Annotated in this window: 22 protein-coding genes; 15 read left to right on the forward strand and 7 right to left on the reverse strand. The window is 41.4% G+C overall.

What is annotated here, in order from left to right:
• Positions 1-144: 144 nt before the first annotated feature.
• Positions 145-651 carry a heavy-metal-associated domain-containing protein gene (locus ACFQ1M_RS14840; protein WP_386409580.1) on the reverse strand — a complete coding sequence of 169 codons (507 nt, stop codon included), beginning with the start codon at positions 649-651 and terminating at the stop codon, positions 145-147.
• Between the two features lie 94 nt (positions 652-745).
• Here ACFQ1M_RS14840 and ACFQ1M_RS14845 point away from each other — a divergent pair, with 94 nt between their 5' ends.
• Positions 746-1,624: a DMT family transporter gene (locus ACFQ1M_RS14845; protein ID WP_386409582.1), complete on the forward strand. Its 879-nt coding sequence runs from the start codon at positions 746-748 to the stop codon at positions 1,622-1,624.
• A gap of 185 nt (positions 1,625-1,809) precedes the next feature.
• Here ACFQ1M_RS14845 and ACFQ1M_RS14850 read toward each other — a convergent pair whose 3' ends face one another.
• Together ACFQ1M_RS14850 and ACFQ1M_RS14855 are read right to left on the reverse strand one after the other, a co-directional pair.
• Positions 1,810-3,879: a M16 family metallopeptidase gene (locus ACFQ1M_RS14850; protein ID WP_386409584.1), complete on the reverse strand. Its 2,070-nt coding sequence runs from the start codon at positions 3,877-3,879 to the stop codon at positions 1,810-1,812.
• A 6-nt stretch (positions 3,880-3,885) separates the two neighbouring features.
• Entirely contained in the window at positions 3,886-5,208 is a 1,323-nt protein-coding gene (locus ACFQ1M_RS14855) for a M16 family metallopeptidase (RefSeq protein WP_386409586.1), read from the reverse strand.
• 283 nt (positions 5,209-5,491) lie between these two features.
• Here ACFQ1M_RS14855 and ACFQ1M_RS14860 point away from each other — a divergent pair, with 283 nt between their 5' ends.
• From ACFQ1M_RS14860 to ACFQ1M_RS14875, 4 genes are all read left to right on the forward strand, one after another.
• Positions 5,492-5,956: a DUF4199 domain-containing protein gene (locus ACFQ1M_RS14860; protein ID WP_386409588.1), complete on the forward strand. Its 465-nt coding sequence runs from the start codon at positions 5,492-5,494 to the stop codon at positions 5,954-5,956.
• Positions 5,957-6,056: 100 nt separating this feature from the next.
• Positions 6,057-6,788: a 50S ribosomal protein L21 gene (rplU, locus tag ACFQ1M_RS14865; protein ID WP_386409589.1), complete on the forward strand. Its 732-nt coding sequence runs from the start codon at positions 6,057-6,059 to the stop codon at positions 6,786-6,788.
• A 35-nt stretch (positions 6,789-6,823) separates the two neighbouring features.
• Positions 6,824-7,084 carry a 50S ribosomal protein L27 gene (gene rpmA, locus ACFQ1M_RS14870; protein ID WP_386409591.1) on the forward strand — a complete coding sequence of 87 codons (261 nt, stop codon included), beginning with the start codon at positions 6,824-6,826 and terminating at the stop codon, positions 7,082-7,084.
• A 186-nt stretch (positions 7,085-7,270) separates the two neighbouring features.
• Positions 7,271-8,623: a Calx-beta domain-containing protein gene (locus tag ACFQ1M_RS14875; protein ID WP_386409593.1), complete on the forward strand. Its 1,353-nt coding sequence runs from the start codon at positions 7,271-7,273 to the stop codon at positions 8,621-8,623.
• Between the two features lie 288 nt (positions 8,624-8,911).
• On the opposite strand, the gene odhB is transcribed toward ACFQ1M_RS14875, so the two are convergent.
• Both odhB and ACFQ1M_RS14885 read right to left on the reverse strand, forming a co-directional pair.
• Positions 8,912-10,153, reverse strand: a complete 1,242-nt coding sequence (gene odhB / locus ACFQ1M_RS14880; RefSeq protein ID WP_386409595.1) for a 2-oxoglutarate dehydrogenase complex dihydrolipoyllysine-residue succinyltransferase — start codon at positions 10,151-10,153, stop codon at positions 8,912-8,914.
• 117 nt (positions 10,154-10,270) lie between these two features.
• The gene (locus tag ACFQ1M_RS14885) at positions 10,271-13,042 is read right to left on the reverse strand and encodes a 2-oxoglutarate dehydrogenase E1 component (protein ID WP_386409597.1); all 2,772 of its coding nucleotides are present in this window, start codon (positions 13,040-13,042) and stop codon (positions 10,271-10,273) included.
• Positions 13,043-13,167: 125 nt separating this feature from the next.
• Between ACFQ1M_RS14885 and ACFQ1M_RS14890 the strand changes: the two genes are divergently transcribed.
• Positions 13,168-13,677, forward strand: coding sequence for an alpha-ketoglutarate decarboxylase (locus ACFQ1M_RS14890; protein ID WP_386409599.1), 510 nt, complete (start codon positions 13,168-13,170; stop codon positions 13,675-13,677).
• Between the two features lie 55 nt (positions 13,678-13,732).
• Here ACFQ1M_RS14890 and ACFQ1M_RS14895 read toward each other — a convergent pair whose 3' ends face one another.
• The gene (locus ACFQ1M_RS14895; protein ID WP_386409600.1) at positions 13,733-14,083 is read right to left on the reverse strand and encodes a hypothetical protein; all 351 of its coding nucleotides are present in this window, start codon (positions 14,081-14,083) and stop codon (positions 13,733-13,735) included.
• Positions 14,084-14,163: 80 nt separating this feature from the next.
• Here ACFQ1M_RS14895 and ACFQ1M_RS14900 point away from each other — a divergent pair, with 80 nt between their 5' ends.
• Positions 14,164-14,931, forward strand: coding sequence for a hypothetical protein (locus ACFQ1M_RS14900; RefSeq protein ID WP_386409602.1), 768 nt, complete (start codon positions 14,164-14,166; stop codon positions 14,929-14,931).
• Between the two features lie 105 nt (positions 14,932-15,036).
• Here the strand turns inward: ACFQ1M_RS14900 and ahcY are convergent, their stop codons facing one another.
• Positions 15,037-16,353, reverse strand: coding sequence for an adenosylhomocysteinase (gene ahcY, locus ACFQ1M_RS14905; RefSeq protein ID WP_386409604.1), 1,317 nt, complete (start codon positions 16,351-16,353; stop codon positions 15,037-15,039).
• Between the two features lie 98 nt (positions 16,354-16,451).
• Between ahcY and ACFQ1M_RS14910 the strand changes: the two genes are divergently transcribed.
• The 8 genes from ACFQ1M_RS14910 (at position 16,452) to ACFQ1M_RS14945 (ending at position 22,092) form a co-directional block, all read left to right on the forward strand.
• Positions 16,452-17,111: a 4'-phosphopantetheinyl transferase superfamily protein gene (locus tag ACFQ1M_RS14910; RefSeq protein WP_386409606.1), complete on the forward strand. Its 660-nt coding sequence runs from the start codon at positions 16,452-16,454 to the stop codon at positions 17,109-17,111.
• Positions 17,112-17,402: 291 nt separating this feature from the next.
• Positions 17,403-18,149, forward strand: a complete 747-nt coding sequence (locus ACFQ1M_RS14915; protein ID WP_386409608.1) for a geranylgeranylglyceryl/heptaprenylglyceryl phosphate synthase — start codon at positions 17,403-17,405, stop codon at positions 18,147-18,149.
• A gap of 7 nt (positions 18,150-18,156) precedes the next feature.
• Entirely contained in the window at positions 18,157-18,537 is a 381-nt protein-coding gene (locus tag ACFQ1M_RS14920) for a GxxExxY protein (protein WP_386409610.1), read from the forward strand.
• A 77-nt stretch (positions 18,538-18,614) separates the two neighbouring features.
• Positions 18,615-18,875, forward strand: coding sequence for a hypothetical protein (locus ACFQ1M_RS14925; protein ID WP_386409612.1), 261 nt, complete (start codon positions 18,615-18,617; stop codon positions 18,873-18,875).
• Positions 18,859-19,491 carry a nicotinamide riboside transporter PnuC gene (gene pnuC / locus ACFQ1M_RS14930; protein WP_386409614.1) on the forward strand — a complete coding sequence of 211 codons (633 nt, stop codon included), beginning with the start codon at positions 18,859-18,861 and terminating at the stop codon, positions 19,489-19,491. Before ACFQ1M_RS14925 ends, pnuC begins: the two co-directional genes overlap by 17 nt.
• Positions 19,452-20,027, forward strand: coding sequence for an AAA family ATPase (locus ACFQ1M_RS14935; RefSeq protein WP_386409616.1), 576 nt, complete (start codon positions 19,452-19,454; stop codon positions 20,025-20,027). The genes pnuC and ACFQ1M_RS14935 overlap by 40 nt, the downstream gene beginning before the upstream one ends.
• The gene (locus tag ACFQ1M_RS14940) at positions 20,017-21,573 is read left to right on the forward strand and encodes a DUF4301 family protein (protein ID WP_386409618.1); all 1,557 of its coding nucleotides are present in this window, start codon (positions 20,017-20,019) and stop codon (positions 21,571-21,573) included. The genes ACFQ1M_RS14935 and ACFQ1M_RS14940 overlap by 11 nt, the downstream gene beginning before the upstream one ends.
• 201 nt (positions 21,574-21,774) lie before the next feature.
• A complete protein-coding gene (locus tag ACFQ1M_RS14945; RefSeq protein ID WP_386409619.1) occupies positions 21,775-22,092 on the forward strand; it encodes a hypothetical protein in 318 nt (105 codons plus the stop codon).
• The last annotated feature ends 116 nt before the right edge of the window (positions 22,093-22,208 follow it).

Consider the following 22,208-nt stretch of genomic DNA (forward strand, 5'->3'; position numbering starts at 1 on the left):
CAACCAATGAGATGATCGCAGCGGCAAATCGATAAGCATCTTATTGCCTTAACATATTTGAAATTATAGTTATTTACCGATAACATTTACAATAGAGCCCCACCGCATCTGCGGTGGGGCTCTATTGTACTATATTGAATGAGCTTACGCTTTCTTGGCGCAGCATGCTTTCTTGCAATCTGCCGCACATTCCTTCTTGTCACTCTTTGTTTTGTCCTTACAACATTCCTTTTTACAATCGGCAGGACATTCTTTCTTTTCTCCGTTGTCCTTTCCAAATTCATCTACGCTCTTCATGTCTGAAACCTTGTAGATCTCAGCAGTTTTGGTAACTGTCATTGCCAGGTCATCAAAACCAACGGTGGTCTTGTCATAAGAGACCATGGCCAATTTCTTATCAAAATCTACTTTGGCAGATTCAACGCCCTCCATCTTTGCCAAATTCTTTTGGATGGTCGCCGCACAACCGATGGCGCATGTCATACCATCTATCTTAAATTCAGCTTTTGCCAAATTCTCTGGGCTGATCTCCACTTTGGCAATTTCAGTGGGTGTTGCTACCGTTTTAACTTCGGGGGTATTGCTGTCATTTTTACAAGCAGTGAATAGGATCGTACCAAACACCAGAACAGCGACTTTTTTAAACATCATCAATTTCTTTTATGAATTCATTGCAAATTTACTAATAACAAACATAAGCATTAGCGATAAAAAACGCACATTTGTGTTAAAAAGTGCTAATATTTTGAAACAGATCAACAATAACAAATGGCTGATGTTGGCCATTTTGTCTTTGATATGGGGAAGTGCCTATATTCTAATCAAGAGAGGATTGGTTGGATTGTCCCCATTTCAATTGGGCGCTTTCCGTATTGTTTTTACGATGTTGGTGTTGCTTGTGATCGGTTTTAAGGCACTGAAGTCCATTAAAGGAAAGAAGACTTGGTTCTGGTTGGCCATGTCGGGCTTTTTGGGAACTTTTTTTCCCGCATTCCTATTCCCTTATGCACAGACCGAATTAGATAGTGCGATCACCTCGATCTTAAATTCCATCGTACCCTTATTTACTTTGATCTTTGGGGTCTTCATGCTAGGAGTTATGGTCAAAAGAAATCATATTATAGGGATTTCGATCGGTTTTTTAGGGCTCTTCTTGTTGTTGGTAGAGAAAATAGATAATGGTGGGCAGAATTATTTTTTTGCGGGCTATGTGGTGATCGCAACCGCTTGTTATGCGATCAACATCAATATCATGAAAAAGTATTTACAAGAGGTGTCTCCAATGGGGATTGCCGTTGCCAACTTTATCTTCATCGGACCACCAGCGTTGGTCGCCATGTATTTTTCAGGCTTTTTCGAGCTTCATTTAGCAACAGACCAAAAAGTAAAGACTTCCATACTTTATGTGATGTTGTTGGCTATAACATCAACGGCCATTGCCAAGGTGATGTTCAATCGTTTGGTAAAGATGTCGAGCCCGGTATTTGCATCATCAGTGACCTATACGATTCCGATCATGGGGCTTATTTGGGGCCTATTGGACAACGAGCGTATCAGCTTACTGCAGATTAGTGCCATGGGCGTTATTTTGGTTGGGGTGTATATGGTGAATAAAAGGAAATAGATGATCAGAACAAAAAAATGAGGCGGTCTAAAAAAGATGTCATTCCTACCTAGAGATATCAGAGGAAGGAATCTGTTAAACATTAACGAAATGATGGACAGATTGCTTCTCCGCCTGCGGCGAATCGCAATGACGTTATTTAATTCTTTTTAGACAGCCTCATATTTTATAAGGGTAACAGCGACTTAGTTGAAGTCTTCGTCACTTACACCTTCGTTCACCTTCAGTTCAGTTACCTTAAAGTCTATCTTTTGAGGTCCCATGGTTTGGCTCAATGTGAAAGGGAATTTCACACCAGCTACCTCTTTATAATCACCATAGGACAATGTTTGGTTAAAGGTCTGTCCGCCAGCTTCAACCGTGTTTACCTCTTGAAGCTTTAGGCCTGTCTCTGTGCTGTAGTAAATGGACTTTTCATCAGAGACCTTAAGTACATAGGCATCTTCACCATCAACGGCCTCGATGCTCTCTAGTGTTATGTTGCTATCGAGCCAGTTGACCTCTGGAAATGGAGAAGATTCAGCCTTCACTTTATCTAGGTCATCACCTTCCAAATCTTTACGTTGACCTTGAGCAACTACATAACCCTTGTCACCATCTAAAACTTGTTTGTTCATAGAGTTACCCATGACCTTTACGTCTTGCATCAATTGATTCTTGTTGGTCTTCTTCAACTCTAGATTTAGGGTCATTCCTTGTACAGCTGCTTCGGCCTTCATGAGTACGGACTCTATCTTGTCGAGTTTTTCTTTTCCTCCGATGGCGTCGATGTAGCTCTTAAGAACGGTCTTCGCATTGACATCGGCTGGAATAGGCTTAGAAAATTTTGGTTTTGGAATCGACTTGCCATACTTGTCGTAATATTTCACATTGAGTTTTTTGCCCTTGAATGTTACTTTCTCCAAGTTCTCTAGCACGTCAGAGCCTTTTCCGGTAACAACGACACGAGCATTGTCGCTCTTGAAATATTTGTTCGCGGCCTTTTGCACGTCTTCTTTGCTAACGGCCTCAATTCTTGAAAGGTAGTTTTTGTAGAAATCTTTTGGTAGACCCTCCGTTTCAATATTCAAAGCATAGCGCGCAATGGTCTGTGGACGCTCTAATGCCATCACAAAGTTACCGACGTACTTTGCCTTTACATCTTCAAGTTCTTCATCAGAGACTGGCTCACTGGCAATCTTATCGATCTCTTTCAAGATCTCTACCACCGAACTATCGGTCACCGCATTTCTAACGCTTGCTGAAGCTCTAAATCTTGTGACCGTTTTGCTGTCGTTTCCAATTCTAGAATAAGATCCATAGGTATATCCTTTGTCCTCCCTTAGATTGTTAAATAGACGGGCTTCACCTCCGCCACCAAGAATATTATTAGCGATAAGCGTTGGGAAATAATCACTGTCTTTCATCGCAAGATTCACCGTATTTTGTACGGCTACTTCCGATTGGACCGCGTTTGGCATCTGTACAAAGTTGATTTCGGTAGTAGAAACGTTCTGTGGCTCTGAGAAGGCCGTCGTCGGAACTTCCCCTTTTTTCCACTTGCTGAAGTTTTTCTTCACCAGTTTTTTTACTTCTTTGAAATCGACATCACCGATCACCACCAAATAGGCATTGTTGGGACGGAAATAGTCGTTGTAAAATTTGGTCACATCATTCAAGGTGACATTGTTCACCGTTTCCTCCGAAGTATACTCGCCATAAGGATGATCTGCACCAAAGGCCAGTAGGTCCTCAACTCTTCGAGCCGCCGTGGTCACACTCTTCTCTCCCGTCTTGATCCCTTCAATAAGGATATCTTGCTCTTTCTCAAACTCCTCTTGGGTAAAATTAGGATTGATAGCGGCGTCCGCCAGCAATTCCATCAATCTTGGGAAATATTTGGAGAGACCGCTTGCAAAGGCACTTTGTGAACCAAAATTCACGTTGGCCCCGAGGTAATCAACTTCTTCAAAATAATCATCCTTGCTAATATTTTTTGAACCTTTTCCCAGCAAACTTCCCGTTAAACTGGAAACTCCTGCTTTGTCACCTTCAACGATCAATGGGTTGTCGATGGTCAGTTGAATTGAGACCCTCGGCAATTTATGGTTCTCCACGACCATTACCTTCAGGCCATTTTTAAGGTCAAAGGTTTGTGGATCTTTCAAGTTGATCTCTGGAGCCGGACCTGCTTTTGGCTGCTTGCTTCTATCGATCTGTGCGTAGGACACCGCCATAAATAATGACAATACCCCTAATATAATTGACTTTTTCATGCTTTTTTAGTTCGCTTTTGTTTCTTCTGGTAAATATTCGAGGATCACGCGCTGATTTGGCTTGAGGTATTTGTTGGCAACCTCTTTGATCTCATCGCGTGTGATAGAACGATAGATGTCTATCTCTGTATTGATGAGATTGGTATTGTCATATAACATATGATATCTTGCCAACGAATTGGCGATACCCTCAACGCTACTATTGGCATTTACAAAACGATTCTCAAATTTGTTCTGTAGTTTTTGAAAGTCTCTCTCTGAGATCAATTCTTGTTGAATTTTCACGATCTCCTCGTCGATCTCAGCGATAAGATCCTCTAATGAAGTACCACCTAAAGGCAGTCCTCCAATAATGTAGGAGCCGTAATCTTCTTGTGAGCCATTAAAAGCAAACACCTGTAAAGCCTTTTTCTTTTCATCTACCAATTTCTTGTATAGCTTAGAACTGCGACCATCGCTCAGGTAGGTAGAGATCATGTCCAAAACGTATGCATCCCTTTCTGTCTGTGCTGGTGTTCTATAACCCATCAATATCGCTGGGATCTGAATGTTTGGGTCACGGAACTCTGCTTTTATGGTTTCAGTGATTGGATCTTCTACAAAAGTATTTCTCTTGATCTCTTTTCCTTTAGGGATAGGACCGAAGTAATTTTGGATCATTTTTTTGGTGGTAGGGATATCGATGTCTCCAGCTACGACCAAAACCGCATTATTGGGTACATAATAGATCTCATTGAATTTTTGAAAATCTTCTAGCGTAGCGCTGGCTAGATGTTCCAAAGAACCAATCGTTTGCCAACGATATGGGTGTTTCTTGAAAAGATTGACAAACATTTGCTCTCGCCATCTACCATAAGGTTGATTGTCTACTCGGAGGCGTTTTTCTTCCTGTACAACTTCCTTTTGTGTATCAACACCAATTTGGTTGATAATTGGGTGGAGCAAACGCTCTGACTCCAACCAGAGTCCCAATTCTAAGTTGTTAGACGGGAATACCTCATAATAATAAGTGCGGTCTTGTGTGGTGTTGGCATTATTACGGCCGCCGTTTGAGGAAACGATTTTGAACCATTTTCCACGTTCGATGTTTTCTGTCCCTTCAAATAGAAGATGCTCGAAAAAATGTGCAAAACCGGTTTTGTCTGGATCCTCATCCTTTGCTCCAACATGGTACATCACCGAGGTGGTCACCACTGGAGCAGAATTGTCTTGATGTAAGATAACGTGCATGCCATTATCTAGGTCATACTCTTCAAAAGTAACTTTTTGTGCATGTGCCGACAAAGCGACCGTGGCCATTAAAGTTACAGAGAACATAGCTTTTCTCATTCTGTTATTGTTTAGTGTTAATGCAATTGCCCAATAAGACATAGATCGTCTCTTTTTGTTACAATTTTCTCTGACAAATGTAAAGATTGCAATATGAAACAGTTAAAAAATTAACAGGCTTTTAAGTTTCATCCATCATTGTTTTTTTGTACTTTAGATTGAAAGTGAAAGAGTTGCCTCAATTTTCTCAATGGGGATTGGATCAGTGAATTTTATTTCCTGGCACAGGATGTATCTATAAAACTCACTTGCAGTATCTAAATATTAATGCAAAAAAAATTTTATGAAAGGACTTAAGGTTTATGTGCGCTTTGGCATGGTCATCGCGCTATTGTTAATTGGATATTTCTTATTGGTTCGACTTTTTGGATGGCACGAAAACCCTTGGCTGAGATTATTGAATGGCCTTATCGTTGGTTTCGGGATCTATGAGGCTATTCGACTTAGAAAACTGGAGAAAGGAAAAGATTTCGAATACTTTGACGGTTTTAAGACAGGGATATATACTGGCTTTATCGCGACCCTGATCTTTGTGTTGTTCATGGGTGTCTACATGTTCCATTTAGACCCCACTTTTCCAGAAACGATAATGAGTGGTTGGATGAAAGGATATTTTCAAGGGCCAGGTATCTTGATCTTCATTTTGATGGTCGAAGGATTTGCTTCAACCATCGTACTGAGTTTGAGCTTTATGCAGCGATTCAAACCTAGCTGGAATCTCTCAAAAAAACACCCTCAAAAAGCATAAAATTCGTTTGCTCTTTAAGGAATTAGCTTTATATTTGCACCCGCCTAAGTGAATAGGCGGGTTTTTTATTGACAATCATATTTAATTAAACGGATACGCTATGTATGCAATTGTAGAGATAGCAGGGCAGCAATTCAAAGTTGCGAAAGACCAAAAGGTGTTCGTTCATCGTTTGCAAACAGAAGAAGGTGAGAAAGTAACTTTCGACAATGTTCTTTTGTTAGATAGCGGTAGCGACGTTACCATTGGCGCCCCGGCTATAGACGGAGCCGCAGTAGAGGCAAAAGTCTTAAAGCACCTAAAAGGTGATAAAGTAATCGTCTTCAAAAAGAAAAGAAGAAAAGGTTACAGAAAGAAAAATGGTCATCGTCAGCATTTGACAGAGATCGTTATTGAAGCGATCAAAGCTTCTGGTGCTAAGAAAGCGACCAAAGCAAAAGCTGCTCCAAAGGCTGCTGAAGAAAAGACCGCTGTAAAAGAGGCACCCAAGGCAAAGGCCGCTCCAAAAAAGGCAGCTCCAAAAAAAGAAACTGCAAAGAGTGAAACGACAAAGCCAGTTGCCAAGAAAGCCGCTCCTAAAAAGGCAGCAAAAGACGATTTGAAAAAGATCGAGGGAATTGGACCTAAGATCGCTGAAACGTTGACCGCTGCAGGAATAGCAACTTTTGCAGACCTAGCCAAAGCGAAGCCAGCAAAGATATCAGAGATCATTGCAGAGGTTCGTGGGAACCACGTTCCAGATACTTGGCCAGAGCAAGCTAAACTAGCTGCCGATGGTAAGTGGGACGAGCTAAAAGCATTACAAGACAAATTAGACGGCGGAAAAAAATAATTCCGGCCAAGTATAACTTATAAAACCGAAAGAAAATGGCTCACAAAAAAGGAGTTGGTAGTTCTAAGAACGGTAGAGAATCAGAATCGAAACGCCTAGGTGTTAAGATCTTTGGTGGACAAGCTGCCGTCGCAGGTAATATTATCGTAAGACAACGTGGTACCGCTCACAATCCTGGTGAGAATGTGTACGCTGGAAAAGACCACACACTGCATGCCAAAATTGATGGTATTGTAAAGTTCGAAAAGAAAAAAGGAGGAAGATCATACGTTTCAGTGGTGCCTTTTGAGGCCTAAGAAGCTCCTACTTTTTCAAAATAGCAAAAGCCTCCCAAAATTTTTTTGGGAGGCTTTTTTTGGTAATTGTTTAAAAATGAATTAATTATGCATGCATAATATCTCAGTGGATTGATTTTTAACTAATTACGATTGAAAGTTGTAGAGTTTTTTCTTAACTTACGATTACCAATAGCCCTATTTACAATGAAAAAGTTTACTTTACCATTACTTTTACTCATCCATGTTTTATGTTTATCTAACGATTCGTCACTTCCTCAGCTTGGCATGGACGGAACCGTCTCGATTAACGATGTGAGTAAATTAGAAGGTGCCCCAGGCCTGAACTTGTATATTTTTACGGTTACATTTGATGGAAATGGCAGTAATGCCAGCCCATTCTCTGTAGACTACAGCACCATCGACGATAGCGCGACTGCACCTTCGGATTATGCAGCCGCGGCCGCCACCCTCAACTTTTCCGGTACAGATGGACAGTCTTTGAATATTTTGATCTTTGCTAGTGGAGATTTTAACTTGGAACCTGACGAGCAATTCTTTGTTCAATTAAGTAATATTCAAACTACAAATGGTGAGGACATCACCTTTGCAGATGCTCAAGGCATAGGAACATTGACGAATGATGACGGAGCCGAACTTACCGTTACAAGTATAGGGAACTCTCAAGAGGTAGACGGTTTGGAAGGGAATTTTAGATTGTCTGTAAGCAGTGTTCTGGCTTCACCAATTACTGTAAACTTTACGATGGGCGGTGATGCCATTGAAGGAACAGATTATACGACCATCGGAACGTCAGTGATCTTTCCTGCGAATACCTTTAACCTGGAGATTCCAGTCACTATCATCAGTGATGATCTGGTAGAAACGGATGAGTTGGTCATAATGACCTTGACAGGAACCAGTAATCCGCAGGTGGTCGTTGGAAGTGCTTCCGAGGCGACCGTGATGATCATCGATGATGACGATCGCCCATTCGTAAATGTAGATCAGATCTTCGGAGTGGATGAGGATGCTCTAAATAATACCCTTATAGGAACTGTTCTGGCTACGGATTTCGATCTGGGGACGACATTCAGCGATTGGATGATCGTAAGTGGTAATACCGATACCGACTCGGATACTAATTTACCATTTGCCATCGACCCCAATTCTGGAGAGTTGACCGTCAACGATACTGATGATATCACAGGAGGTGCTCAATTTATCCTGGGCATCACGGTCACAGATGGTACCAACACAAGTATTCCAGAAACGGTTATCGTTGACGTGAATACGACCCTTTCAGTTGAAGATGGTGAGGAATTGACCGAGATAGCGATATACCCGAATCCTTCGTCTGGCCTATTCTATGTGAAAGGTCTGGAAGAAGATGCCTTAATACAGATTTCTAATATCACAGGAAGCATAATAACCTCTGAACTCTATCCGTTAGGACGGCAAGACGCGATGGTAGATCTATCAAACATGTCTCCTGGTATTTATTTTTTAACCATCTCCACGGCGAAGGCAACAATGAGCAAGCGAATTATTAAAAATTAGGACACTCACACTTTTGGTGATTAAAATCAGGTGTTTTCCCCCTATGCAGATGTATTCTTTTTTTGAATATTTGTGGTATCGATAAAAACCACCAAAATCATGATCACCAACGAAACCAATTTAGTAGAGGCCAGGAATATGAAAATTATCTTGGTGACCGTATTTATACTTATGACCATTGGACTTATCGCAAATTCATTTGTATTATTCTAAAGAGTCAGAGAAAAGAACAAAAAAAAAGCGCATCGATGACCGATGCGCTTTTTTTTTTGATATAAACTTATTGATCTATAATTCTAAAGCCTTTTCAATATCACCATCCATAAGAATCTCTACTGGATTTTCTAAGGCTTCCTTTATGGCAACTAAGAAACCTACGGACTCACGCCCATCGATGATCCTATGGTCATAGGAGAGCGCTACGAACATCACTGGAGCAATCACGATTTCTCCGTTTCTAACAATTGGGCGCTCAACAATATTGTGCATTCCAAGAATACCAGACTGTGGTGGATTGATGATTGGGGTAGACAGCATGCTTCCGAAGACTCCACCGTTGGAGATGGTAAATGTACCACCTGTCATCTCATCGACAGTGATCTGCCCATCGCGGGCTCGAATCGCCAATCTTTTTATTTCAGACTCGACCCCTCTGAAAGATAAGTTCTCTGCGTTTCGCATTACGGGAACCATCAAGCCTTTTGGGCCGGAGACTGCGACCGAGATGTCACAGAAATCATAAGTGATCATCTCTTTTCCGTCTATCATGGAGTTAACATCTGGATACATCTGTAATGCTCGTACCACTGCCTTGGTAAAGAAGCTCATAAAGCCTAGACTTACGCCATGTTTGGCTTTGAACGTCTCTTTATATTCTTTCCGTAGTGCAAAAATAGGAGACATGTCCACCTCATTAAAGGTGGTGAGCATCGCGGTAGTATTCTTCGCCTCAACCAATCGCTCTGCTACTTTTCTGCGAAGCATGGACATCTTTTTTCGGCTGCTGCTTCGCGTTCCGCCGCTTGGCGTTCCCATAGATGGAACGGCTTTAACGGCATCATCTTTGGTTACACGACCATCTTTACCTGTGCCCTTAACGTCACTCGCATCAATACCTTTTTCTGCTAAGATCTTTTTAGCAGCTGGCGAGGCAGTCCCGCTTGCATAGGTTTGGGTAGCAGGAGCTTCTGTTTTTGGGGCCTCTGCTTTTGGTGTTGCTGCTTTTGAATCTGCTTCTTTCTTTGTTTCCTTTTCTTCTTCTTTAGAAGCATCAGCACCACCCTCGGGCTTTGCCGCAGCAGTATCGATCAAACAAACCACTTCGCCTACAGCTACAGCATCTCCTTCTTCGGCTTTTAGAGTGATGATACCACTGGCCTCGGCGGGTAATTCTAAAGTAGCTTTGTCTGAATCTACTTCTGCGATAGCTTGGTCCTTCTCTACATAATCTCCATCAGACACTAACCATTCGGCGATTTCGACTTCGGTAATTGATTCTCCCGGCGAAGGGACTTTCATTTCTAGAATCATAACGTAATAATTGTGTTTCTATATCATTCCGCAATGATCTTTCAACTGGTGATCGATATTTTGCGAAATCCTTTAATTTTTATTCTTAAATGCTCGTTGATATCTTTCGAAACCTATCTATTGTTGAGCAAAATTATCTTTAGTCTTATCAAAAACATATTCGATCACTTCTTGATGCCTTCTTTGACTTCTTACAGCGCTACCAGCAGCTGGAGCACCATAGAATCGTCTCGAAGCTACTCTGAAATCCTTTGCATGCTCAAAATGCATCAATAGGTGACCCCAAGCCCCCATATTTCTGGGTTCTTCTTGAGCCCAAACTACATCCTTAGCTTTATTGTACTTTTTAAGCATTGCATTCATCTGTTCAGCTGGTAAAGGGAATAGCTGCTCTAAACGAACGAGAGCGACGTCTTCCCTGCCTTTGTCCTCTTTGGCAGCCAGAAGGTCATAGTAAAATTTACCTGTGCAAAAGACCAATGTCCTTATTTCGTTTGCATCAGCATCAGCATCATCTATCAATGTTTGAAAGCTTCCGTTTGCAAGCTCCTCTTTAGTAGAGAGCACTTTTGGGTGTCGCAGCAAACTTTTGGGCGTAAAAACGACCAGCGGTTTGCGGTAACCGGCCTTCATCTGTCTTCTGAATAAATGAAATAGATTCGCAGGTGTGGTCACATCGGCAACAAACATATTATCCTTGGCACATAATTGCAAGTAACGCTCCATTCGGGCCGAAGAGTGTTCTGCCCCTTGGCCTTCGTAGCCATGTGGCAATAACATCACCAATCCGTTTTGTAATTTCCATTTATCTTCTGCAGCAGAGATATATTGGTCGATCATGATCTGTGCTCCGTTGCTAAAGTCTCCAAATTGTGCTTCCCAAATGGTCAAGGTCTTCGGACTTGCCATTGCGTAGCCATAGTCGAAGCCTACCACTCCGTATTCCGAAAGGAGGGAGTTATAGATGTAAAAATCCCCGTTTTGATGTTCTCCTAGTTCATTTAATAGGCTCACCTCCTCTTCATGCATCTCGGTCTTGATGATGGCATGTCGGTGAGAGAAGGTCCCTCTTTCTACATCCTGTCCTGAAATCCGTACATCATAGCCTTCTTCTATTAAAGAACCATAGGCCAGCAACTCGCCCATGGCCCAATCTAGTTGATTATCTTCGAAGTACATTTTTTTACGAGCTTCGACCAATCGGGCCAGCTTGCGCAGAAATTTTTTATCCTCTGGTAACTTAGTGATGGTCGTCGCAATATCCGTGAGCTTATCTAAAGAATAGCTAGTGTCTACCGCTTGCATCATCACCTTTTCGTCGACGCGCTTGTATCCTTTCCATTCGTCTTGCATGAAGGGAGTGATCACCGTCTTTTCCACCTTGCGAGAATCCTCTAACTTTTCTTCGAGGGATTCTTTATATTCTCTTTCTAATTGCTGAACATAATCATCATTGATAATGCCTTCCTGCTTTAGTCTTTCTGCATAGATATCTCGTGGATTCTTATGTTTTGATATTGCTTTGTAAAGGAGTGGTTGTGTAAATTTGGGTTCGTCGCCTTCATTGTGGCCATACTTTCTATACCCTAGCAGATCGATGAAAACATCGCGGCCAAAGTTCATTCTATATTCTAGTGCGAACATCATGGCATGCACTACTGCCTCGGCATCATCTGCATTTACGTGCAATACCGGAGAAAGCGTTACCTTGCCAACATCGGTGCAATACGTTGACGAACGAGCGTCTAAGTAGTTCGTGGTAAAGCCTATCTGGTTATTCACTACAATGTGAATGGTTCCTCCAGTCTTATACCCATCCAACAGGGCCATCTGTACTATTTCGTAAGCGATACCTTGTCCTGCGATGGCGGCGTCTCCATGGACAACGATGGGTAACACTTCCGAAGGGTTTTCCTTGTAGTTCCTATCCTGTTTTGCTCGAGTAATTCCTTCCACAACGGCCCCGACAGTCTCTAAATGCGAGGGATTGGGAGCAATGTTCATGTTGATCTTTTTCCCAGTGTCGGTTTCTCGATCCGACGTCCAGCCCAAGTGGTATTTTACATCTCCATCAAAGATGGCCTCTTCATAATCTTTGCCATCAAATTCACTGAATATATCCTTTGCTGACTTTCCAAAAATATTGGTCAATACACTTAGTCGGCCTCGATGCGCCATGCCCATCACAAATTGCTTGACACCTTTATCTGCCGCTTTTTCAACCAAGGCATCCAAGGCTGGGATCAGGGACTCGTTGCCTTCCAGAGAAAACCGTTTTTGACCGACGTATTTTGTATGTAGGAAGCTCTCAAAGGAAACGGCCTCATTTAATTTTCTTAAAATGTGCTTTTTCTCCTCGGCAGAAAATGTGGGACGGTTATCGTTAACATTTAACCAATTTTGAATCCATTTAACTCGGTCAGGATTCCTGATATACATATACTCAACACCGATAGAATCACAATAGATACGTTCTAAATGAATAATGATGTCGCTAAGCGTGGAGGCCCCTATGCCAAGAATTTCACCAGCAGAAAAAACCGTACTGAGATCATCATTGGAAAGACCGAAATTTTCTAGGTCTAAAGTAGGAGAATATTTACGACGCTCCCTTACAGGATTGGTCTTGGTAAACAGATGGCCACGACTGCGATAGCCATCGATCAGTTTGACAACTTGAAACTCTTTTTGAACACTTTCAGGAAGCTTGGAAAGACCCTGATCGGTCGTTATTTCAGTGACGACCTCACCACGCTCCAATCCAAAGTCGAATCCTTGAAAAAAAGCCCTCCAACTGGGCTCGACACTATCTGGATTGATCAAATACTGGTCATAAAGCTCGGCAAAATACGCGGTATGGGCGGCGTTTAAAAAGGAAAATCTATCCATTATTCTTGACGTAAGTCTTGTAAAGACAAAATTTGTTCAAAAATACAACATTTGCCAAAATTTGTAGATGTTATGGCTATATTTATAAGACAAAAGTGATATTCATGAACAATCGTAACAAATTTATGAGGCTACTAATAATCACCTGCGTTTTTGGACTTGCTTTTCCCGCTCTTTCCTTGGCGCAACAAAATGATCATGATTTTTGGGAGAATGTTCGTTTCGGTGGAGGTCTGGGGTTGAGTTTTGGCAATCGCTTTACCACCATTTCCATCTCACCTAATGCTATTTATCAGTTCAATGACCAATTTGGGCTCGGACTTGGTCTTCATGCATCTTACGTAAAAGAAAGGGATGTGTATTCTGCATGGGTTACTGGTGGAAGTCTCATTGGATTGTATTCACCGATCAGAGAAATTCAACTTTCGGCAGAATTCGAAGAATTGAATGTCGCCAGAAACTTTGAAGAATTCACGGGATTAGAAGATCAGAATTACTGGTATCCGGCGCTCTTTTTAGGTGTTGGCTACAGCGTTGGACATGTCACTTTGGGTATTCGCTACGATGTGCTTTATGATGAAGAGAAGAGTATTTATGCCGAGCCGTATTTACCTTTTATCAGAATACTTTTCTGATGGATTTTAAACAGCATTTACGTCAAGTTTGAAATTTGAAGCATTGGACTTTAGCTTACAATCGATTTTTAAACCAGACCTTCTGCCATTCGCGCCTCAGAATAAGAAAGGCGACCTGTTCAGACATTTCCAGCACATCACTACCGTCTAACGCCTTCACCTGTTTTTCAGGAACATCGATGATATAGAGAAGATTCAAATATTCAGCAAACTTTTCATTGATAAGTCGATAGATGATCTCGTGTAGGCCTCTTTTCAGCTTTTCAGGAGAGATGTTGACAGCAAAATTTTCATCGATATTCGCATACAAAAGGTCCTTATTGAGTTGTTGCACCAACTTATCATACAATTGTTCGTCATTGGCGATCGTTAAAAGCTCGGTGGTATTTTCTCCTTTGGGTAGCACATCCTAAAGTTAAATATAAATAAGCAGGTCTCTGTAAAGAATTTATTATGAATCGGAATGTTTTTTGATAGCTCAATGTCATGAAAAAATATATGGTTATTTCGCTTGTATTCCTTATCGCCTCGATTGATGGTCATGCTCAGGATACGAAGATCATTCATGTTTATGTAGCACTTTGTGACAATGTAAATCAAGGAATTGTTCCTGTCTCGAGATCTTTGGGGAATGGTCAAAATCCTAAAACAAACCTTTATTGGGGAGCCCTGTATGGGGTAAAGACACATTTTAAGAGAAGCGGCGATTGGGAATATCTAGGTAGTTTGTTAAATGGTAATCCAAAAATTTTAGAACGGGTCCTTTTTAAGCATCGAGAAACAGGAACCTATCTTTTGGCCGACGCATATGATGGATCAGAAATAAAACAAGCCACCATCGATTTTTTGAAGGCAGCTTCAGGAAAAGATCAAGAGAAGCTAATTTTGGATAAGCAGGGTCTTTATTTTGGAGGAGGCGCTGACTTGGTGGCGTATGTGGGTCATGATGGATTGATGGAGTTTGAACTTGACATCGAACTAGAACCTGACGATGATGCAAAACGTGACGCCATTGTGCTGGCCTGTTTCAGCAAAGACTATTTTAAGCCATATATCAAAAATACTGGGGCCAATCCGTTGGTTTGGTCAACAGGCCTCATGTCTCCGGAGGCATATACTTTAAAGCAGGCGATCGATGGTTGGATATCGGGGGAAACAGATGCCCAGATCAGGGAGCGCGCTGCTGCGGCCTATCATCAATATCAGAAATGTGGGATGAGAGGCGCTAGAAGGTTGTTGGTCACTGGGTACTAAAAAAACCCTCATCGCTTTGATGAGGGTCTTGATCATTCTATTTTTTATCATTGTATTCCTGCCTTTTTACCCGTCCGGCAGGCGGGCACAGGAATGACATATAAATTAATATCTGTAATATTCTGGCTTAAAGGGCCCTTCGACCTCGACACCGATATAATCGGCTTGGTCTTTGCGAAGCTCTGTAAGTTCTACCCCTATCTTCGCTAAGTGAAGTTTGGCAACTTTTTCATCCAGGTGCTTTGGTAACATATATACTTCGTTCTTATACTTGTCACTATGGTTCCAAAGCTCGATCTGCGCCAATGTTTGATTGGTGAAGGAATTACTCATCACAAAACTTGGGTGACCAGTTGCACATCCTAGGTTTACCAAGCGCCCTTCGGCTAGTAGGATAATATCCTTTCCATTCACCGTGTACTTGTCTACCTGTGGCTTGATCTCTACTTTAGTACTTCCATGATTGTTGTTCAACCAAGCAACGTCGATCTCGTTATCGAAGTGACCGATATTACAAACGATGGTCTTATCTTTCATCGCCTCGAAGTGTTTCCCAACCACGATGTCTTTGTTTCCTGTGGTAGTGATCACCACATCAGCATTACCAACAACCGTTTCCAATTTCTTCACTTCAAAACCATCCATTGCCGCTTGTAAAGCACAAATCGGATCGATCTCCGTGACAGTAACGATAGAACCTGCACCTTTAAAAGAAGCTGCGGTACCTTTACCAACATCACCGTAACCACAAACGACAACACGCTTTCCTGCAAGCATGACATCTGTAGCTCTGCGAATGGCATCGACAGCACTTTCTCTACAACCATATTTGTTGTCGAATTTCGATTTGGTCACAGAATCATTGATGTTGATGGCGGGCATTGGCAGGGTGCCATTTTTCATTCTTTCGTACAATCTATGCACACCTGTGGTAGTTTCTTCAGACAAACCTTTGATGCCAGAAACCAATTCTGGATATCGGTCCAGAACCATATTCGTAAGGTCTCCACCATCGTCGAGGATCATGTTCAACGGTTTGCGGTCCTCGCCGAAGAAAAGTGTTTGTTCGATACACCAATCAAACTCCTCTTCGTTCATTCCTTTCCAAGCATATACAGGAATACCTGCAGCAGCGATCGCTGCGGCCGCCTGATCTTGAGTCGAAAAAATATTACAAGAACTCCAGGTAACTTCTGCACCTAGCGCTTGTAAGGTCTCGATCAATACTGCGGTTTGAATCGTCATATGCAAACATCCAGCGATACGCGCTCCTTTTAGCGGTTGCTCATCTTTATATTCTTCTCGTAGCGACATTAATCCAGGCATTTCGGCCTCTGCCAATTCGATCTCTTTTCTTCCCCAATCGGCCAAAGAGATGTCCTTTACTTTATAAGGGACGTAAGGAACTGTTTTTGTACTCATCTTACTTTTTATTTTTACTTTCGTTGCATCGTTTGGCAGCGACCAAGCGAGCAGTAGGTTTTTAAGGCTGCAAAGGTACGTAATAACTTTTACAAAATATGCCTCTTTATAAAACGATAACGGCTTCGGGAAATACTAAGGTGCTGATTTGGAAGATCGAAGAGCCCGAGACCGAGCTTGGCAATCGAATTCTATTGACCAAAAGTTGTAAGGAGCGATTGGCCTCGATGAAGTCCGAAATTCATCGAAGAGGATTTCTGAGCGTACGACAGCTACTAAAAGTAGCTGGTTATGAAGCTGCAGATCTATTCTATGACGAGAATGGGAAACCCCATTTGAGAGACGGAAAAAAAATATCGATCACCCATTCCTTTATTTTTTCGGCGGTGGTGATCAGCGATATCGAGGTTGGGATAGATATTGAGAAGCAACGAGACAAAATTCAGCGTATCGCGAAGAAGTTCGTCGATTATGAATGGAGTTTTCTAACAGAACAGCATCTCACTCGAGAGCTGACCGTGGTCTGGTGCATCAAGGAATCATTATACAAAGTTTTTGCAACGCCCGGGATGAGCTTTAAACAACATACCAAGATCATTCCGTTTTCTCTAGAGAAGGGACAGACGGTCTCGTGGATCCATTATGAGGAACACGTGCAAAAGCATGAGGCCTTTTTTTTAGAGTTCGATGGCTTTACCTGTGCTTATACGCTTAGCTTGGATGACGCCTGCCTGCCTGCCGGCAGGGATGAGGGATGATGGATGACGGGTGACGGGTGACAGCTGTTAGCTGAAGGTCATATGTGTCCCTTCTAGTGATTTCGACTATAGCGAGGAATTGTCCGTCCGTTCCGTTCGGACGGGTATCAAGAACAATTCACGAGTTCAAGGTTTGTTGTTCAAAGTTTTAATGAGGTTAATAAGAATCATAAATCATTGGGATGATAAAAGATAGAAGATTGGAAGCCGTTATGATAAACCTTCATCTTAAAAGTCATAGATTCGCAAAAAAGAGATATTGAATCCAAAGAGATTTATAAAAAGGAATCGTTGAGCATCTTAGAAGACATAATCAAAGCAAAGGGAGACAGAAAAAAACTTCTTGCAGTGTTGATCGACCCCGATAAGATATCGGTCCACGCTGTTCCCGATTTTATGGATAAGGTGAATGCATCTATCGCTACCCATGTTTTTGTTGGAGGCAGTACTGTCGCTAATGGATTGACAGAAAAGATCGTTTTGGCCATCAAGACATTTACAGATCTTCCGGTCATACTATTTCCAGGCGATGCAATACAAATAACCGACGAGGCCCATGGGATTTTGTTTCTTTCGCTGATCTCTGGAAGAAATCCCGAGTATTTGATCGGACAACATGTAAAGTCAATTGCAAAATTAAAGAACACTTCTTTAGAGATCATCCCAACTGGTTACATTTTGATCGATGGAGGAAATGAAACAGCTGTTCAGCGTGTAAGCAAGACAACACCAATTCCTAGAAACGATAATGAGATGGCTGTCGAGACGGCCTTAGCTGGACAGTTTTCGGGGAAGCAGCTCATTTACCTCGAGGCCGGCAGCGGTGCCAAACATCCAGTCCCTTCTAGGATGATCGCTGAGGTTGTAGACGAATTATCGGTTCCTGTAATTGTTGGTGGCGGCATAAGAGATGTAAACGCCCTCGAAAAGGCTTATGCGGCAGGGGCAACATTGGTCGTCATCGGGACCATATTAGAAGATGACGAAGCTTTTTTTGAAAAGTTGAAAAAAAACAGAATGCCACGGATGCACGAATAATTTTATTATGGTTAAAGAAGGATTGCTTTACAGAGAAGAATCATATAAGGTTATTGGAACCTTGTTTGAAGTTCACAATAATTTAGGTGGAGGCTTCTTGGAAGTTGTCTATAAAGATGCTTTGGAATACGAATTTAAAAGACAAAAAATCCCTTTCGAAAGGGAGAGGCAATATACTATTACCTATAAGGATATTATTCTTCCACATGTATTCTTTGCTGATTTTGTTGTTTTTGATAAAATTGTGTTGGAAGTAAAGGCTGTATTTGACATTCACGATTCCCATGTTGCCCAAACAATCAATTACTTAAAAGTATCTTCCAATAGAGTTGGAATTCTAGCTAACTTTGGAACAGACAAATTGGATTATCGGAGGCTTATCTTTTAACCAGTTTAAGTTTGATGGTCAATAACAAAAGCATCAATAATGAAAAATATCCGTGAATCCGTGGCTAAAAATAGTATATGAAAGTTTCAGTAGAACTAACCTTAACACCACTTCAAAATGATTTTGAAGGCCCGATCATCGATTTTATCAAAAGACTTAGAAGATCGAAGTTTACAGTTTTAGAGAACCTTCTAAGCACGCAGGTCTACGGTAGCTATCGCGAGGTAATGCCCTTCCTTCAAGATGAGATAGGGAAGACTTTTGAAACTTTGGACCATGTGTTGATCAATATCAAGGTCGTTAAATCCGATAGAAGTGACTATGAGCCAGATTTTTGATTTTTTTATCGATGCTTATCGCGAAACTTCATGGACGTTCATCATTTTAGAATTCATCGCATTTGTTTTTGGAATTGCTAGTGTTCTCTATGCCAAGAAAGCAAATATCTTGGTTTATCCTACAGGTTTGGTCGCTACTGTGATCACCGTATACCTTCTTTATAGGGCTGGTTATTTTGGAGATATGATGATGAATTTCTACTATTCGATAATGAGTATGTATGGATGGTGGAATTGGGCCAGAAAAAAACATGGAGAACCCATAGTGCCTATCTCGAGGACCAATCTGAGGGAAAAGATGATCGGGTTTGGTTTCTTTGTGCTCACCATGATCGTTACTTGGTGCGTTTACAAAGCATACGGCGCTGAGATACAGACAGAGAATTATATCGATATTTTCACATCAGGCATATTTTTTACAGCGATGTGGTACATGGCAAACAAGAAGTTGGAGAATTGGACACTATGGATCCTCGGCGACATCATCACAGTACCATTATACGCCTATAGGGGACTGGGAATGCTATCGCTACAATATCTTATTTTTACCATCCTTGCAATTCAAGGTTATCTAGCATGGAAGAAGCACTTAGACAACAGAGTAGCAGCTGTATAAAGGTGGTCCTGTTCGGACCTGAATCTACTGGAAAGACGACGCTTTCTAAGCAACTTGCACATCATTACAATACGGTGTGGGTAAGAGAGTACGCGCGAGAATATCTTCAAGATAAATGGAACAACGAGCGTAAGACCTGCGAGCCAAAGGACCTATTGCCAATTGCCATGGGGCAGATGAAAATGGAGAACGACCTTGCCCAAAAAGCAAATGAGGTGCTCATCTGTGATACCGATCTTTTGGAGACCAAAGTGTATTCTGAAGCCTATTACACGGGAAGCTGTGACCCCACCTTGGAAAAATATGCGTTGGAGAATTCTTATGACCTTTATTTTTTAACGTATATTGACGTGCCTTGGGAAAAAGACGACCTAAGAGACAAACCTCATGAGCGAAAGCGAATGTTCGATTACTTTCATAATACTTTGATAAAATACGATCGACCTTATGTCTTGTTGAAAGGGACGAGAGAGGAGCGACTGCGAACAGCCATTGCCCAAATCGAAAAACTAATCGCAACAAAGAATGAACTTTAGCCCCGAAGATATTCGTCAAATTGAGGCCAAAGGTCTTACCAAGGAAGATGTGATAGAACAAATAAACATCTTTAAGAAAGGAATACGATACATAGACCTGAAAGACGCTGCAACATTGAAGAATGGGGTCACGACCTTTGCTGAAGAAGAGGTCCATCGATTTGTTGAAAATTACAATCGATTGAAAAAAGGCAAGAGCATTGTCAAGTTCACCCCTGCTTCGGGAGCGGCATCGAGGATGTTCAAGTTCTTGTTCGACTTTCTCAAAGAGTATGACATCGGGCAGGAATCGATCAATTCTTATGTGAACAAGCACAAGGCATCGCGCTTGAAAATTTTCTTCATCGGGCTCGAAAAATTCCCTTTTTACGATCAAGTACTGAATTATATTCAACACCAAGTAGGAGTGGATATCAAATCATTGCCGACCGATGAATTTCGAGTATTGTTCGTAAAGACATTGCTAAGTGAAAACGGATTGAACTTTGGAGAGATGCCCAAGGGAATGCTTCCTTTCCATAGCTATAAGGAGCATACCGCCACAGCCTTTGAAGAGCACCTATTTGAGGCTAACAAATATATTTGTGTAGACAACAAGGCCAAGCTTCATTTTACCATATCACCTCAGCATAAGAAGATATTTGAAAAAAAACAGCAGCAGGTAATAGCAAAGATCGAGGACCAGACCGATTGTGTCTACGACATATCCTATTCTTTTCAAGAGCCCTATACCGATACGATCGCCGTTGATATGAAGAACAAGCCGATGCGCGATGCCAATGGAGCATTGATCTTTAGGCCAGGTGGACATGGGGCATTGATCGAAAATTTGAACGATATTGATGCCGATATCATTTTTATAAAAAATGTCGATAATGTTGTCGTCAATAAGTATGAAGATGAAATCGTAAAGTACAAGAAGTTGCTGGGCGGCTATCTGTTCGAATTGCAATCGAGTTGTTTTGCATATCTAATGATGTTAGAAAACACGCCTCAAGAGGTAAACCTAGAAGAGGTGCTGGTGTTTCTTTTTGACAAGTTGAATGTGCGCGTCAATGAAGAGTTTGAAAAATACTCCTTTAAATATCAGATCGAATATTTGATAGAGAAGTTAAATAGGCCCATTCGTGTATGTGGAATGGTAAAGAATGAGGGCGAGCCTGGCGGTGGACCTTTTTGGGTAAAACATGAGAATGGCTATGTGTCGCTTCAAATCGTCGAAAATGCCCAGATCGACAAACAGAACGAATACCAGAAAAAATTGTTTGCGAATGCCACGCACTTTAACCCTGTGGATATTGTATGTGGTGTTGTCGATTATAAAGGCGATAAGTTCAATCTAAAGAAATTTGTAGATCAAAAAGCATACTTTATCGCCTCGAAGTCGAAAAGTGGCAAGAAACTGAAAGCTTTGGAGCGACCGGGACTTTGGAATGGAGGAATGGCCTTTTGGAATACCGCTTTCGTAGAAGTCCCGCTCATCACCTTCAATCCTGTGAAAACGGTCAATGATCTTCTAAAACCAGCACATCAGAAAAATGATTAACGATCATCATTGTGGAATTTTTCCACGGTTTTCCACTCAAAATTCCACACTTCCACACTTCTTTCGAAATATGACATTACAAGTTTTTTGAATATAAATATTTGATTTTCAATTATTTATACTTATTTTTTCTTTTCACTTTACCGCTGGCATGATATTTCCCTTATAGTTGGCATATCAATAACTATAAAAGATTTTATCATGAAAAAAGTATTTTTTGTAATTGCTGCGGCATTTAGTTTCGTATTACTCTCAACCACCAACACTATGGCTCAAGATACAGCCGAAACAACGATGGAAAAGGTAGAAGCAGTCCAAGATGAGTTTAAGCAAATCTCACCAGAAGAATTGCCACAAGCGATCAGTGAAGCCTTACAAAGAGATTTCAAAGCAACTCCAGAGCTGACTGAAGTCTACAAGAATAGTAAAGACGAATATAAGCTAGTTTTAACTGTCGATGGTCAACAGACAACGCTTTATGCCAATGAAAAGGGAGAATGGATCCAGAAGGATGAATAATAACCATTTTCATAATTTTTTTGATCAAGTTTTAAAGAGGTTACAACCACGTAGCCTCTTTTTTTATGATTTTTTTTGATGAAAAGAAAGTATAGAAGCCTAATTTTGAGGACATA

The sequence above is a fragment of the Sungkyunkwania multivorans genome, assembly GCF_042675645.1.
Taxonomy (GTDB): domain Bacteria; phylum Bacteroidota; class Bacteroidia; order Flavobacteriales; family Flavobacteriaceae; genus Sungkyunkwania; species Sungkyunkwania multivorans.

What these genes read in the sequence shown, in the direction of transcription:
- ACFQ1M_RS14840 (WP_386409580.1), bottom strand. Translation starts at nt 651, where the DNA reads ATGATGTTTAAAAAAGTCGCTGTTCTGGTGTTTGGTACGATCCTATTC.
- ACFQ1M_RS14850 (WP_386409584.1), bottom strand. Translation starts at nt 3,879, where the DNA reads ATGAAAAAGTCAATTATATTAGGGGTATTGTCATTATTTATGGCGGTG.
- ACFQ1M_RS14855 (WP_386409586.1), bottom strand. Translation starts at nt 5,208, where the DNA reads ATGAGAAAAGCTATGTTCTCTGTAACTTTAATGGCCACGGTCGCTTTG.
- ACFQ1M_RS14860 (WP_386409588.1), top strand. Translation starts at nt 5,492, where the DNA reads ATGAAAGGACTTAAGGTTTATGTGCGCTTTGGCATGGTCATCGCGCTA.
- rplU (WP_386409589.1), top strand. Translation starts at nt 6,057, where the DNA reads ATGTATGCAATTGTAGAGATAGCAGGGCAGCAATTCAAAGTTGCGAAA.
- rpmA (WP_386409591.1), top strand. Translation starts at nt 6,824, where the DNA reads ATGGCTCACAAAAAAGGAGTTGGTAGTTCTAAGAACGGTAGAGAATCA.
- ACFQ1M_RS14875 (WP_386409593.1), top strand. Translation starts at nt 7,271, where the DNA reads ATGAAAAAGTTTACTTTACCATTACTTTTACTCATCCATGTTTTATGT.
- odhB (WP_386409595.1), bottom strand. Translation starts at nt 10,153, where the DNA reads ATGATTCTAGAAATGAAAGTCCCTTCGCCGGGAGAATCAATTACCGAA.
- ACFQ1M_RS14885 (WP_386409597.1), bottom strand. Translation starts at nt 13,042, where the DNA reads ATGGATAGATTTTCCTTTTTAAACGCCGCCCATACCGCGTATTTTGCC.
- ACFQ1M_RS14890 (WP_386409599.1), top strand. Translation starts at nt 13,168, where the DNA reads ATGAGGCTACTAATAATCACCTGCGTTTTTGGACTTGCTTTTCCCGCT.
- ACFQ1M_RS14900 (WP_386409602.1), top strand. Translation starts at nt 14,164, where the DNA reads ATGAAAAAATATATGGTTATTTCGCTTGTATTCCTTATCGCCTCGATT.
- ahcY (WP_386409604.1), bottom strand. Translation starts at nt 16,353, where the DNA reads ATGAGTACAAAAACAGTTCCTTACGTCCCTTATAAAGTAAAGGACATC.
- ACFQ1M_RS14910 (WP_386409606.1), top strand. Translation starts at nt 16,452, where the DNA reads ATGCCTCTTTATAAAACGATAACGGCTTCGGGAAATACTAAGGTGCTG.
- ACFQ1M_RS14920 (WP_386409610.1), top strand. Translation starts at nt 18,157, where the DNA reads ATGGTTAAAGAAGGATTGCTTTACAGAGAAGAATCATATAAGGTTATT.
- ACFQ1M_RS14925 (WP_386409612.1), top strand. Translation starts at nt 18,615, where the DNA reads ATGAAAGTTTCAGTAGAACTAACCTTAACACCACTTCAAAATGATTTT.
- pnuC (WP_386409614.1), top strand. Translation starts at nt 18,859, where the DNA reads ATGAGCCAGATTTTTGATTTTTTTATCGATGCTTATCGCGAAACTTCA.
- ACFQ1M_RS14935 (WP_386409616.1), top strand. Translation starts at nt 19,452, where the DNA reads ATGGAAGAAGCACTTAGACAACAGAGTAGCAGCTGTATAAAGGTGGTC.
- ACFQ1M_RS14940 (WP_386409618.1), top strand. Translation starts at nt 20,017, where the DNA reads ATGAACTTTAGCCCCGAAGATATTCGTCAAATTGAGGCCAAAGGTCTT.
- ACFQ1M_RS14945 (WP_386409619.1), top strand. Translation starts at nt 21,775, where the DNA reads ATGAAAAAAGTATTTTTTGTAATTGCTGCGGCATTTAGTTTCGTATTA.